This is a genomic window from Pseudomonas sp. B21-023 (genome assembly GCF_024749165.1).
In the GTDB taxonomy this organism is placed as follows: Bacteria; Pseudomonadota; Gammaproteobacteria; order Pseudomonadales; family Pseudomonadaceae; genus Aquipseudomonas.
In genome coordinates this window covers 32,805-45,620 of sequence record NZ_CP087190.1, presented here as the reverse complement: position 1 = coordinate 45,620, position 12,816 = coordinate 32,805, and the positions used below count along the sequence as shown (strand labels likewise).

Below are 12,816 nucleotides of genomic sequence, written 5' to 3'. Positions count from 1 at the left end.
ATGCGTACACTGTTTGCCGTCGGCACGCTCGTGCTGTTGTCCGGGTGTTCCACCTTGCCCGACCCGGACCCGAATCAGGCCTGGGTAGACCTGGCACCGGGTGACAACGATTCGCTGCACGCCCTGCAAGTGGATGAGCGCGACTGGGCCGACAGCCGCTATTTCGAGGTACAACCCGGCAACCATGAACTGACCGTGCGCTACCAGTTCGCCGTGACGCCCAGCAACATCGGCCCGGTGGAGGAGCCGCTGTGGCGCGACTGCCAGCTCAACCTCACCTTCAAGGACTTCACTGCCGGCCAGCGCTACCAGATGCAAGCCGGCAGCATCGGCTTCCGGCCGTGGATCAAACTCTACGACCAGCGCCAGAAGCTGATCGGCCAGGGCGAGCCGGCAGGCTGCCAGCGCACCTGAACACCGCGAACGGCGCTATGCTTGTAGCCTGTGAACCGCGAGCGGGAGTTTCACCATGCGCCAGCCCATGATGCTGATGACCCTCAGTGCTTTGGGGGCTTGCGCCAGCCCCTTGCCCCCCGCCGACCCCGGCAAGGCCTGGATCGACATGTACACCATCACCCCCGGTCGCACCCTCATGGCCGACCGCCTGGACGGCAAGCGCCTGGACGATGGCCGCTACTTTCAGGTGACGCCGGGCCGGCACGAACTGGTGGTGCGTTTCGACTACGAGATCTACGCCGGTGGCTTCAGTACCGACCCGACCGAGCGGACCTGCTACCTGACCGTGCGCTACAACGATTTCAAGGCGGGCGAGCGTTACCGCCTGGAGGCCCGGGCTCCGGCGATGCAGCCGCAGGTGCTGTTGTACGACGCCAGCCGCAAGGTGGTCGTGAACGAGCCGAGCAACGTCACCTGTATTCCTTGATCGAACCACGGGGCTGCTGCGCAGCCCTTTCGCCGGCAAGCCGGCTCCCACAGTCATGGCGCCGACCTGGAGAATGACGCAATCCATGTGGGAGCCGGCTTGCCGGCGATGGGCCGCAACGCGGCCCGTGTGTTACCGATCATTCTTTTGATAAATGATCTTCTTGGTTCCACCCTCACAACTTCCCACGACCATGCTCCGGTCATGGACTTCGCTGTTGGGCACTATCTCCAGCGTGTAGGACGTCACCCCGCGCGCCTGGATCTTCGCTTCGATCTCGGCCTTCAGTTCCTCGCACGGCTTGGGCGCGGCCAGTGCGGCGGTGGCCAGCAGGGAAGCCAGCACACCAAATGCTACGCGGATCATGGAACGGCTCCTGAGGCAGGGCAGACGAGCTGCCAACGCTGGTTAGACTACAGGAAACCGCCGCCGTTGCGCCGCCTAGGAAAGCAGGGTGGCATCCAGGCTGATGGTCGCGTTCAGCACCTTGGACACCGGACAGCCAGCCTTGGCCTTGTTGGCGATCTCCTGGAACTGCGCCTCGCTGGCCCCAGGCACGGTGGCCTTGAGGGTCAGGTGAACGGCGGTGATGGCAAAGCCATCGGTCTGCTTGTCCAGGCTCACCTCGGCGTGAGTGTCAATTCGTTCAGGCGTGAATCCCGCCTCGCCCAACATCATCGACAACGCCATTGAGAAGCAGCCAGCATGGGCAGCGCCGATCAGCTCCTCCGGGTTGGTCCCGGGCGTGCCTTCGAAGCGGGTGTTGAAGCCGTAGGGCGCTTGCTTGAGCGCGCCGCTTTCAGTGGAGATCTGGCCCTTGCCGTCCTTCAGGCCACCTTGCCAGACCGCCGATGCTGTCTTCTTCATGCTGCCTCCTGTCACAGGGTTGGGGTGTCTAAGGTTCTGAGGACCAGGCCCACGCCAAGTTCAGATCAATCTGTAAGAAGGCATTGAATCCAGCGAATATGCCCATACAGAGACGAGAAGGCCCATGGCCAACCACCTGTAGCGGAGGCTCCAATGACGCACCTGCGAGACCTGAAGATTTCCACCCTCGACCTGGTGCCCGTGCGCGCCGACGGCAGTCCGGCGCAATCGCTGCGCAATTCGCTCGACCTGGCGCAACATGTCGAGCGTTTCGGCTACAACCGCTTCTGGGTCGCCGAGCATCACAACATGGACGGTATCGCCAGCTCGGCCACCGCCGTGCTGATCGGTTACCTCGCCGGTGGTACCTCGACCATCCGCATCGGCTCTGGTGGGGTGATGCTGCCTAACCACGCACCGCTGGTGATCGCCGAACAGTTCGGCACCCTCGCCAGCCTGTACCCAGGCCGCATCGACCTGGGCCTGGGCCGCGCGCCCGGTTCCGACCAGATGACCGCCCGCGCCTTGCGCCGCGAGCGCTCCGGCAGCGCCGACGACTTTCCGGACGATGTCGAGGAACTGTCGCGCTACCTGGGCCCGCGCACCGACGACCAGAAAGTCATCGCCGTGCCCGGCCACGACACCGAGGTACCCATGTGGCTGCTCGGCTCCAGCCTGTTCAGTGCCCAGCTCGCCGGCATGCGCGGCATGCCCTACGCCTTTGCTTCGCATTTCGCGCCGCGCTACATGCACGAGGCGATCCGCATCTATCGCGACCATTTCAAACCGTCGACGACGCTGGACAAGCCTTACGTGATGCTGGGCATTCCGATGGTGGTGGCTGAAACCGACGAAAAGGCCGAATACCTGGCCACCTCGGTGTACCAGCGCATCCTTGCGCTGATCCGTGGCCAGAGCCTGATGCAGCGCCCGCCCGTCGAGAGCATGAATGGTCTTTGGCTGCCCCATGAACGTGATGCGGTGAGCAGCTTCCTGGGCCTGGCGATGATCGGCAGCCCGCAGAAGGTGCGGGCGAAGGTCGAGATATTGCTGGAGCAGACAGGGGCGGACGAGCTGATCTTTACCAGTGACCTGTATGAGCACACCGACCGTATCAAGTCCTATGAGCTGATGGCGCAGGCGCTCAAGGACGAGTGAAATCAATCGCGGGGCAAGCCCACTCCCACAGGACTAGCAGAGCCTTTGTGGGTAGCGGCCTTGTCCCGCGGTACAGCTACTAATCACGGCTGTAGGCGATGACCTTGGTACCGCCCTCGCAGGTACCCACCACCTTGTCGGCAGGATCACCTTTGGGTGCGATCGTAAGCTTGTAGCCCTTCACACCCTTGGCATCCAGCTTCGCCGCAATCTCAGCCTTGAGTTCCTCGCACGGCTTGCCCGCCGCCATCGCGCCGCCAGCCAACACCATCAGGCCCACGGCCAGAATCAATTTCTTCATCGATCGCTTTCCTTGTACAGATCAAAGACCAAAAGGGCGCGAAGCACGCGCCCTGCAACCTTAACCTTGATACCTCAACACGCCGGGCAAGCCTAGCCCAGCTTGGTTTCAGCTGTTGGCGATGCGGAACCCAACCTTCAGCGTCACCTGGAAATGCGCGGCCTGGTTGTCACGGATATGTCCGCGGGTATCGATCACTTCGAACCATTCCAGGTGCTTGATGCTCTTGCCGGCCTCGGCCAGGGCATTGTTGATCGCTTCTTCGATGCTGGTGGGCGAGGACCCGACCAGCTCGATCTTCTTGTAGGTGTGGTGATCCGACATGAGCGCTCTCCTTGAGTGGGTAGTGGCTTGAGCCTAGCAGCACAGGCCCGGTTTACCTGCGAGCGATCGCCGCAGGGGAAAGTTCGATCGCACTTTCACCCAGCTGCGCAGTCGCAACCTGTACATCCCCACTCAGCAAGGAGAGTCGACATGGCACGCAATGCGTTGCGCAAAACCTCACTGGAAAGCATGGAAGCCGAGATCGAAAGCCTCCTCAAGACTCTGGAAGGCCTCAAGCACGATGCGTCGGAAGAAACGCAGAAGACCATGAAGACGCTGCGCGGCAACGCCGAAAGCGCCCTCAAGCACTCACGCAGCCTGCTCAGCGATGCCTATGAGGAAGTGAAGACCCGCACCCGCGAAACCGGTGTAGCCACCCGCGACTACGCCCAGGAACACCCCTGGACCACCGCAGGTGTCGCGGTGGGCGCCCTGGGCCTGCTGGCCGCCTACCTGATGTGCCGCCGCAACTAACCCGTCTGTCGCTGCAGCTCCTGGCGCAGCCATTGCGCCAGTTGCTCGGCGCGGCCGTCCGCGGCGCGCCGGGGTACCCACAAGGCCAATGCCGCATTGGTGGGGGAAAAACCCCATGGCGCGGCCAACCGCCCAGCCTTCAAGTCGTCCGCCACCAGCGGTTGCGGGGCGATGGCCACACCCAGCCCGGCTACCGCTGCTTCCAGCAAGTAGTAGAGATGCTCGAAGGCTTGCCCGTAGCTCAGCGCCTCGGGCGCCAGCCCATGCTCTCGCGCCCAGGTAGGCCAAGCCTGCGGCCGCGAGGTCGTATGGAGTACGGCAACATGCTGCAAAGCCACGGCTGGCAAGGCTTTCAAACGGTCGAAAGCGTCAAAGCGCGGGCTCATCACCGGGCCGATGCGCTCTTCGGCGAGCACATGCACCTGCATGTCCGCCGGCCACGGTGGCTCTGCGTAAACCAGCAGTGCGTCCAGCCCCGGGCGTCGCGGATCAAGGTCACCTTCGCCCGCTGACAGGTGCAGGCGCAGCTCCGGCAGGTCGGCTTTCAGGCGCCCCAGGCGGGGGATGAACCAACGCGCCAGCAAGCTGCCGGAACAACCGAGCACGAACGGCGCTTCGTCGGCAGCGCGGGAAAGCTCGGCGCAGACCCCGCGCAGCCGGTCGAAGGCCTCGCAGCTGGCATCGCGCAGACGCACACCGGCATCTGTGAGTTTGACGCCACGCCCGTCCTTGACGAACAAGGCTACCCCCAGATGCTCCTCAAGCACCTTGATCTGCCGGCTGACCGCGCCATGGGTTACATGAAGCGCTTCTGCTGCCTGGCTGACACTGTTCAGCCGGGCTGTCGCCTCGAAGGCCCGCAACGCATTGAGGGGAGGAAGGTCCTGAGCCATCTTACTTGTGAGTTTTCCTGACAGGTTTGCGCAATCTTATCGGTTTTCAGCCGGCCACGTCGTGGTTAGAGTAAAGCCCATCGAATCTCTACTTCGCCTACGGAGCGCCCCATGACCCAGACCCAATACCGCCCCGGCCCCGACGCCAACGGCCTGTTCGGCTCGTTCGGCGGCCGCTACGTGGCCGAAACCCTGATGCCGCTGGTGCTCGACCTTGCCCGCGAATACGAAGCCGCCAAGGCCGATCCCAAGTTCCTTGAAGAGCTGGCCTACTTCCAACGCGACTACATCGGCCGGCCCAACCCGCTGTACTTCGCCGAGCGCCTGACCGAGCACTGCGGCGGCGCCAAGATCTTCTTCAAGCGTGAAGAACTCAACCACACCGGCGCGCACAAGGTGAACAACTGCATCGGCCAGGTGCTGCTGGCCAAGCGCATGGGCAAGAAACGCCTGATCGCCGAAACCGGCGCCGGCATGCACGGCGTGGCCACCGCCACCGTCGCCGCGCGCTTCGGCCTGCCCTGCGTGATCTACATGGGCGCCACCGACATCGAGCGCCAGCAGGCCAACGTGTTCCGCATGAAGCTGCTGGGCGCCGAGATCGTCCCGGTCACCGCCGGCACCGGCACGCTCAAGGACGCGATGAACGAGGCGCTGCGCGACTGGGTCACCAACGTGGAAGACACCTTCTACCTGATCGGCACCGTGGCGGGTCCCCACCCGTACCCGGCGATGGTCCGCGACTTCCAGTCGATCATCGGCAAAGAGACCCGCGCGCAGTTGCAAGAGAAGGAAGGACGCCTGCCCGACAGCCTGATCGCCTGCGTCGGCGGCGGCTCCAACGCCATGGGCCTGTTCCACGAGTTCCTCGAAGAGCCGAGCGTCAAGATCATCGGCGTCGAAGCCGGCGGCCACGGCGTGCACACCGACAAGCACGCGGCCAGCCTCAACGGCGGCGTTCCGGGTGTGCTGCATGGCAACCGCACTTACCTGCTGCAGGACGACGACGGTCAGATCACCGACGCCCACTCGATCTCTGCAGGCTTGGACTACCCCGGCATCGGACCGGAGCATGCTTACCTGCACGAAGTGAAGCGCGTGGAGTACGTCAGCATCACCGACGAGGAAGCCCTGGACGCCTTCCACGCCACCTGCCGCCTGGAAGGCATCATCCCGGCGCTGGAAAGCTCCCACGCCCTGGCCGAGGCGATCAAGCGCGCGCCGACGCTGCCCAAGGACCACCTGATGGTGATCTGCCTGTCCGGTCGCGGCGACAAGGACATGCAAACCGTGATGAACCACATGGCCGCCCAGGAGAAACAGGCATGAGCCGTCTCGAACAACGCTTCGCCGATCTCAAGGCCGAAGGCCGCTCGGCACTGGTCACCTTCGTTACCGCTGGCGACCCCGGCTACGATGCCTCGCTGCAAATCCTCAAGGGCCTGCCGGCCGCCGGTGCCGACGTGATCGAGCTGGGCATGCCGTTCACCGACCCGATGGCCGACGGCGTGGCCATCCAGCTCGCCACCCTGCGCGCCCTGGAAGCTGGCCAGACCCTGGCCAAGACCCTGAAAATGGTGCGTGAATTCCGTGTGGAGAACCAAACCACCCCGATCGTGCTGATGGGTTACTACAACCCGATCCATCGCTTCGGCGTGGAGCAGTTCGTCGCCGAAGCCAAGGAAGCTGGTGTCGATGGCCTGATCATCGTCGACCTGCCGCCGGAGCACGACGCCGAGCTGGCTACCCCGGCCCAGGCCGCCGGCATCGACTTCATCCGCCTGACCACCCCGACCACCGACGACGCGCGCCTGCCGCGCGTGCTGGAGCGCAGTTCCGGGTTCGTCTACTACGTGTCGGTGGCCGGCGTGACCGGTGCGGGCTCGGCGACCACCGAGCATGTGACCGAGGCCATTGCGCGCCTGCGTCGGCATACCGACCTGCCGATCAGCGTTGGTTTCGGCATTCGTACACCGGAGCAGGCTGCGGCTATCGCCCGCCTGGCCGATGGCGTGGTGGTAGGCTCGGCGCTGGTCGACAAGATCGCCCAGGCCAAGGGTGCCGACCAGGCTGTGAATGATGTGCTGAGCCTGTGCTCGGCGCTGGCTGAAGGTGTGCGCGCGGCACGCAACTAAGCGCGAGGGCTTCGCCCTCGATCGCCGGCAAGCCGGCTCCCACACGACTCGTGGGAGCTTGCCGGCCCAAGCAACTAGCCTTCGAAAATCGACAGGTCCAGCGGCCTGATCGCCCCCATCCAGATCGCATGATCGCGGTGATCCGCCAGTTCATCCCCGGTTTCCGGGTGCAGGAACACCACCAGCCCCTTGCGATACAGCGCCAGCCACGGCAGTACCACCCCCACCACCTCCGGCCCGAACGCCAGCTGGCAGCTCCAGTCCGGGTGCGGCCCGACCGGTTTCTGGTGCATGCGGCCCATGGTCACGGGGAACAGCCGCGTCGCCTCCTCGCATAGTTCACGGGCCTGCTCCATGGTCGATGCGTCGTAGTACACGTGGGCGTGATAGCCCTTGATCCTTTGCACGGTGGCTCCTGATTGCAGTAATGCGAATATCTTGGAGTCTACGCCATCTCATTACAGGCGCTCCTGCTCCAGCCAATCCACAAACCGCTCGATCAACGCCCCACGCCGCTTGCGTGGCGGCAGTACCACGTAATACCCCCGCTTCGAGCGCAAGCTGCCTTCCAGCGGCCGGCACAGCAGCCCCTGCTCGACCAGCCCGTCCACCAGGTGCGCCCAGCCGATCGCCACGCCCTGGCCGGCAATTGCGGCCTGAATCAGCAGGGTGTAGTTGTCGAACCGCAGCTGACCGGACGGAGGAGGGCTGTCCACACCAAGACCGCGGAAAACCCCGGCCCAATCGAACCAGCGACTGGCCTGCTCACCCTTCAGATGCAGCAATGGCAATCGCTGCAAAGCCACGGCTGACAAGGGTTTGCCATGAATCAGCCGAGGGCTGCACACCGGGAAAACTTCCTCATCGAACAGCCAGCGGCTCTCGCCCTGATGGAAGCGTCCATTACCAAACAGCACCGCCACATCGATGTCCGGGCGCAGCATCGCCTGGCTGCGCTCGCCGGTCACCAGGCTCACGTCCACCTGTGGATAAGCCTCGTGGAAACGCTGCAAGCGTGGCATCAGCCAGAACGCCGCAAAGGCGAAGTCGGTCGCCACCTGCAGCACCTCGCGCTGACCGCGCCCACTGGCTTGGGCAACGCCATCGTCCATCACCTGCAAGCCCTGGTGCACCTGCTCGAACAACAGCAACCCCGCCTCGGTCAGCTCGATGCCCCGGTAGATCCGGTCGAACAACCGCGTGCCCAGCTGCGCCTCCAGGCGCTTCATCTGCTGGCTCACCGCCGGCTGGGTGGTGCCCAGCTCCACGGCGGCAGCGGTAAAGCTGCGCAGGCGGGCGGCGGCCTCGAACACTCGCAAGGTGTCGAGGGGCAGGTCGGCAAGGTGCTCGAACATAAGCTTGGCTAATCCCAGTCATTGCCCGGCATGGGCTTTACCCCTGTTATCCGCAGCCGCATGCTGGATTGCAAGTGGTACCCATAACCCTCGACGATGGAAGGCACCCATGAAGCGACCCAACATCCTGTTCATCATGGCCGATCAGATGGCCGCGCCTTTGCTGCCCATCTACAACCCATCGCCGATCAAGATGCCCCACCTGGCCCGCCTCGCCGAGCAGGCCGTGGTGTTCGACAGTGCCTACTGCAACAGCCCGCTTTGCGCGCCGTCGCGCTTCACCTTGGTCAGCGGCCAGTTGCCCAGCCGCATCGGCGCGTACGACAACGCCGCCGACTTTCCTGCCGACATCCCGACCTATGCTCACTACCTGCGCCGCCTTGGCTACCGCACCGCGCTGTCAGGCAAGATGCACTTCTGCGGGCCGGACCAGTTGCATGGTTATGAAGAACGCCTGACCAGCGATATCTACCCGGCCGACTATGGTTGGGCGGTGAACTGGGACGCCCCTGACGGCCGCCCGAGCTGGTACCACAACATGTCCTCGGTGTTGCAAGCCGGGCCGTGCGTGCGTACCAACCAGCTGGATTTCGACGAGGAAGTGGTGTTCAAGGCGCGTCAGTACCTTTACGACCATGTACGCGAGGATGATGGCCGGCCGTTCTGCCTGACCGTTTCCATGACCCATCCGCACGACCCCTACACTATCCCCAGACACTACTGGGATATGTACGAGGCTGTGGATATCCCGCTGCCGCGCGACGAAATCGCACAGGATCAGCAGGACCCACACTCGCAACGCCTGCTCAAGGTCTACGACCTGTGGAACAAGCCACTGCCCGTGGACAAGATCCGCGACGCCCGCCGCGCCTACTTCGGCGCCTGCAGCTACATCGACGACAACATCGGCAAGCTGCTGCAGACCCTCGAGGAGTGCGGCTTGGCCGACGACACCCTGATCGTGTTCTCGGGCGATCACGGCGACATGCTTGGCGAGCGCGGGCTCTGGTACAAGATGCACTGGTTCGAGATGGCGGCGCGGGTGCCGCTGTTGATCCATGCGCCCAAGCACTTCGCACCGGCGCGAATCGGCGCCAGCGTGTCCACCTGCGATCTGCTGCCAACCCTGGTCGAACTGGCGGGCGGCGCTGTGGATAACCACCTGCACCTGGATGGCCGCTCGCTGCTCGGCCACCTGCAAGGGCAGGGCGGGCACGACGAGGTAATCGGCGAGTACATGGCCGAAGGCACGGTCGGCCCGCTGATGATGATCCGCCGCGGCCCCTACAAGTTCGTGTACAGCGAAGACGACCCATGGCTACTCTACGACCTGAGCCGCGACCCGCACGAGCGGGAGAACCTCACCGGCAGCCCGGACCACCAGGCGCTGCTGCAGGCATTTGCCGATGAAGCCAGGCAGCGCTGGGATATCCCGGCCCTGCGCCAGCAGGTGCTGGCCAGCCAACGGCGCCGCCGCCTGGTGGCCGAGGCGCTGGCCATCGGCAAGCTGGAAAGCTGGGACCACCAACCGTTGGTGGACGCCAGCCAACAGTACATGCGCAACCATATCGATCTCGACGACCTCGAGCGCAAGGCACGTTATCCACAGCCCGCACCCCTGGATTGAGAAGAGAGGCCGCCATGCAGAAGTTCTCCACCGCCGTGCTCACCCTGGCCCTGAGCCTGGGCACGGCACATGCCGCCGACAGCGACGCGCAATGCAGCACCGTGAAGATGGCCGACCCCGGCTGGAGCGATATCGCCAGCACCAACGCCATCGCCCGCCTACTCCTGGAAAGCCTGGGCTACCAGGTGAAGATCGACAGCCTGGCCGTGCCGATCATCTACGGCGGCCTGAAGGATGGCCGGGTGGATGCCTTCCTCGGCAACTGGATGCCGGCGCAGCAGGGCTTTCATGACAAGTTCATCGCCAATGGCGATGTGCAGCAGCTGGCGAAGAACCTGGAAGGCACCGAGTTCACCCTGGCGGTGCCCGATTACGTATGGAACGCGGGCGTGAAGGACTTCGCCGACCTGCAAAAGCACGCTGCGCAGTTCGACAAGAAGCTCTACGGCATCGGTTCCGGCGCGCCGGCCAACCTGTCGCTGAAAGAGATCATCGACAAGAATGAGTTCGACCTGGGCCAGTGGAAACTGGTCGAGTCCAGCGAGCAGGCGATGCTCGCTCAAGTGGACCGGGCAGTGAAGAAGCAGCAGTTCATCACCTTCCTTGGCTGGACTCCGCATCCGATGAACGTGAAGCTTAAGATGCATTACCTCACGGGCGGGGAGAAATGGTTCGGCAGCAAGGGCGATGTCTACACCCTGACCCGCAAAGGTTATCCACAAGCCTGCCCGAATGCGGCGAAGCTGCTGGGGAACTTGAAGTTCTCGCTGGAGATGGAGAACAGCATCATGGCCGAGGTTGTGGACAAGAAGGTGAGCTTCGATGAGGCGGCCAGGAGTTGGGTGAAGGCCCATCCGCAGGTGCTGGAAGGGTGGTTGGCTGGAGTGACCACAAAAGCCGGGGGCAGCGCCCAAGAGGCCGTAACAGGCAGACTCTAGAGCCTTGCAGCCAGTTCCGGCCTCATCGCTGGCAAGCCAGCTCCCAGCGACAGTCTTGAGGCTTGTGGTATCACTGTGGGAGCCGGCTTGCCGGCGATGAGGCCAGCAAGGCCAACACAAGATCGGATCCTAAGCGAGTTTGCCCCATGCCCCGCCTGACCCACCTGCTGCCCTTCCTCACCTGGCTGCCCCGTCAATCGGGCCGCAGCCTGCGCCAGGACCTGCTGGTGGGCCTGAGCGGCGCCATCCTCGCCCTGCCGCAGTCCATCGCCTACGCCCTGATCGCCGGCCTGCCCGCCGAGTACGGCCTGTACGCCGCCATCGTCCCAGTGCTGATCGCCTGCCTGTGGGGCTCGTCCTGGCACCTGATCTGCGGGCCCACGGCCGCCATCTCCATCGTCCTCTACGCCAGCATCAGCCCCCTGGCCGTGGCCGGCAGCGCCGACTATGTAACCTTGGTACTGCTGCTGACCTTCCTCGGCGGCATCTTCCAGTTGCTGCTGGGGCTGTTGCGCTTCGGTGCGCTGGTCAATTTCGTTTCCCACTCGGTGGTGCTGGGCTTTACCCTCGGCGCCGCCATCGTCATCGCCCTTGGGCAGTTACCGAACCTGCTGGGGATGGACCTGCCGAGCCAGGCCACGGCGTTGAAGACCGTGCAGGATCTGGCCGGCCATGTCGGCGAAGTGGACCTGCCGTCTCTGGCCCTGGGCCTGGCCACACTGGTGTTCGGTATCGCGTTGAAACTTTGGCGCCCGCGCTGGCCAAGCCTGTTGATAAGCCTGCTGCTGGTCAGCCTGGTGGCCTGGCTATTACCCGGCGTTTTCGGCCATGTGCCCAGGGTGGCTGCGTTCATCGGGCAGCTCCCGCCCTTCAGCCCGCTGCCTCTGCTGGATGTGGAGCTGATGCTGCGCCTGCTGCCAAGCGCCGTGGCGGTAGGCATGCTGGGGCTGGTCACCAGCCTGTCGATTGCCCGCTCGTTGTCGGCACGTTCGGAGCAACTGATCGACCCTGACCAGGAAATCCGCGCACAAGGATTGTCGAACATCGGCGGCGCATTTTTCTCCGGCTACCTGTCCGCAGGTTCCTTCACTCGCTCGGGCCTCAGTTACGACGCAGGTGCGCGGTCGCCACTGGCCGGGGTGTTCTCGGCGCTGTGGGTGGCGCTGTTCGCGGTGACCGGTGCCGGACTGATCGCCCACCTGCCGATCCCGGCGATGGCGGGGAGCATCCTGCTGATCTGCTGGGGGCTGGTGGACCATCGCGGCATTCGCGCGCTGTTTCGGGTCAGCCGCTCGGAGTTCCTGGTCATGCTGTTGACCGCCGCCGCGACGCTGCTGCTGGAGTTGCAGACGGCGATCTATGCCGGGGTGCTGGCGTCGCTGTTCTTCTACCTCAAGCGCACGTCGCGGCCACGGGTGCAGCAGAGCCGGGAAGGAGAGGCGGATGTGTTGCGGGTGGGGGGGTCGATCTTCTTCGGCGCGGCGCATTACCTGCAGGTGCGCCTTCAGCGCTGCCAAGGGCCACACGTGGTGATCGATGCTCGGCAGGTGAACTTCATCGATTATTCGGGTGTGGATATGTTGCACCGCGAGGCGCGGCGGTTGATGCGCAGTGGCGGAAGCCTGACGTTGCAGCGGGCAAGGCCGCAGGTGATGGAGGAGTTGCAGAAGCTGGAGGGGGTTGAACTGTGTCCCATTCGATTTGAGGAATGAGCTTTGAAATCCTGGGGCTGCTTTGCAGTCCTTTCGCTGCGGTTCGTCGCCACGACAAGCCAGCTCCCACATAGACCGCGCTTTACTCAAGACTAGGCGGTACCTGTGGGAGCTGGCTTGCCAGCGAAAGGGCCGCAAAGCGGCCCCAA

Annotated in this window: 16 protein-coding genes; 9 read left to right on the top strand and 7 right to left on the bottom strand. The window is 64.1% G+C overall.

The genetic code is table 11. The annotated features are described in order from the left end of the window. Positions 1 to 414: a hypothetical protein gene (locus LOY42_RS00225; RefSeq protein WP_023628734.1), complete on the top strand. Its 414-nt coding sequence runs from the start codon at positions 1 to 3 to the stop codon at positions 412 to 414. Between the two features lie 55 nt (positions 415 to 469). Continuing rightward, entirely contained in the window at positions 470 to 883 is a 414-nt protein-coding gene (locus LOY42_RS00220; RefSeq protein ID WP_139674650.1) for a DUF2057 domain-containing protein, read from the top strand. Positions 884 to 1,015: 132 nt separating this feature from the next. Here the strand turns inward: LOY42_RS00220 and LOY42_RS00215 are convergent, their stop codons facing one another. Both LOY42_RS00215 and LOY42_RS00210 read right to left on the bottom strand, forming a co-directional pair. After that, entirely contained in the window at positions 1,016 to 1,249 is a 234-nt protein-coding gene (locus LOY42_RS00215) for a DUF1161 domain-containing protein (RefSeq protein ID WP_111531929.1), read from the bottom strand. Positions 1,250 to 1,324: 75 nt separating this feature from the next. Then, a complete protein-coding gene (locus LOY42_RS00210) occupies positions 1,325 to 1,750 on the bottom strand; it encodes an OsmC family protein (RefSeq protein ID WP_139674653.1) in 426 nt (141 codons plus the stop codon). A gap of 153 nt (positions 1,751 to 1,903) precedes the next feature. Here LOY42_RS00210 and LOY42_RS00205 point away from each other — a divergent pair, with 153 nt between their 5' ends. After that, a complete protein-coding gene (locus LOY42_RS00205; RefSeq protein WP_139674656.1) occupies positions 1,904 to 2,908 on the top strand; it encodes an LLM class flavin-dependent oxidoreductase in 1,005 nt (334 codons plus the stop codon). A 79-nt stretch (positions 2,909 to 2,987) separates the two neighbouring features. Here LOY42_RS00205 and LOY42_RS00200 read toward each other — a convergent pair whose 3' ends face one another. Together LOY42_RS00200 and LOY42_RS00195 are read right to left on the bottom strand one after the other, a co-directional pair. Beyond that, positions 2,988 to 3,209: a DUF1161 domain-containing protein gene (locus LOY42_RS00200; RefSeq protein ID WP_102682988.1), complete on the bottom strand. Its 222-nt coding sequence runs from the start codon at positions 3,207 to 3,209 to the stop codon at positions 2,988 to 2,990. Positions 3,210 to 3,317: 108 nt separating this feature from the next. Further along, a complete protein-coding gene (locus tag LOY42_RS00195; protein WP_102682987.1) occupies positions 3,318 to 3,533 on the bottom strand; it encodes a dodecin in 216 nt (71 codons plus the stop codon). A gap of 150 nt (positions 3,534 to 3,683) precedes the next feature. Between LOY42_RS00195 and LOY42_RS00190 the strand changes: the two genes are divergently transcribed. After that, complete coding sequence (locus tag LOY42_RS00190) at positions 3,684 to 4,007, top strand: YqjD family protein (RefSeq protein WP_023632598.1); 324 nt, start codon at positions 3,684 to 3,686, stop codon at positions 4,005 to 4,007. On the opposite strand, the gene LOY42_RS00185 is transcribed toward LOY42_RS00190, so the two are convergent. Continuing rightward, positions 4,004 to 4,900 carry a LysR family transcriptional regulator gene (locus tag LOY42_RS00185; protein WP_139674658.1) on the bottom strand — a complete coding sequence of 299 codons (897 nt, stop codon included), beginning with the start codon at positions 4,898 to 4,900 and terminating at the stop codon, positions 4,004 to 4,006. The genes LOY42_RS00190 and LOY42_RS00185 overlap by 4 nt on opposite strands. A 111-nt stretch (positions 4,901 to 5,011) precedes the next feature. Here LOY42_RS00185 and trpB point away from each other — a divergent pair, with 111 nt between their 5' ends. Together trpB and trpA are read left to right on the top strand one after the other, a co-directional pair. After that, on the top strand, positions 5,012 to 6,229 hold the full coding sequence (trpB, locus tag LOY42_RS00180) for a tryptophan synthase subunit beta (protein ID WP_139674661.1): 1,218 nt from the start codon (positions 5,012 to 5,014) through the stop codon (positions 6,227 to 6,229). After that, positions 6,226 to 7,035 carry a tryptophan synthase subunit alpha gene (gene trpA / locus LOY42_RS00175; protein ID WP_102682984.1) on the top strand — a complete coding sequence of 270 codons (810 nt, stop codon included), beginning with the start codon at positions 6,226 to 6,228 and terminating at the stop codon, positions 7,033 to 7,035. The genes trpB and trpA overlap by 4 nt, the downstream gene beginning before the upstream one ends. Positions 7,036 to 7,109: 74 nt before the next feature. On the opposite strand, the gene LOY42_RS00170 is transcribed toward trpA, so the two are convergent. Both LOY42_RS00170 and LOY42_RS00165 read right to left on the bottom strand, forming a co-directional pair. Next, on the bottom strand, positions 7,110 to 7,442 hold the full coding sequence (locus LOY42_RS00170; protein WP_011531491.1) for a DOPA 4,5-dioxygenase family protein: 333 nt from the start codon (positions 7,440 to 7,442) through the stop codon (positions 7,110 to 7,112). 51 nt (positions 7,443 to 7,493) lie between these two features. Continuing rightward, on the bottom strand, positions 7,494 to 8,390 hold the full coding sequence (locus tag LOY42_RS00165; protein ID WP_102682983.1) for a choline sulfate utilization transcriptional regulator: 897 nt from the start codon (positions 8,388 to 8,390) through the stop codon (positions 7,494 to 7,496). A gap of 109 nt (positions 8,391 to 8,499) precedes the next feature. Between LOY42_RS00165 and betC the strand changes: the two genes are divergently transcribed. The 3 genes from betC to LOY42_RS00150 all read left to right on the top strand — a co-directional run bounded on the left by betC (position 8,500) and on the right by LOY42_RS00150 (position 12,667). Further along, entirely contained in the window at positions 8,500 to 10,017 is a 1,518-nt protein-coding gene (gene betC, locus LOY42_RS00160) for a choline-sulfatase (RefSeq protein WP_139674663.1), read from the top strand. Positions 10,018 to 10,031: 14 nt separating this feature from the next. Then, positions 10,032 to 10,955, top strand: coding sequence for a choline ABC transporter substrate-binding protein (gene choX / locus LOY42_RS00155; protein ID WP_139674666.1), 924 nt, complete (start codon positions 10,032 to 10,034; stop codon positions 10,953 to 10,955). Between the two features lie 146 nt (positions 10,956 to 11,101). Then, positions 11,102 to 12,667: a SulP family inorganic anion transporter gene (locus LOY42_RS00150; protein WP_139674669.1), complete on the top strand. Its 1,566-nt coding sequence runs from the start codon at positions 11,102 to 11,104 to the stop codon at positions 12,665 to 12,667. Positions 12,668 to 12,816 lie beyond the last annotated feature (149 nt).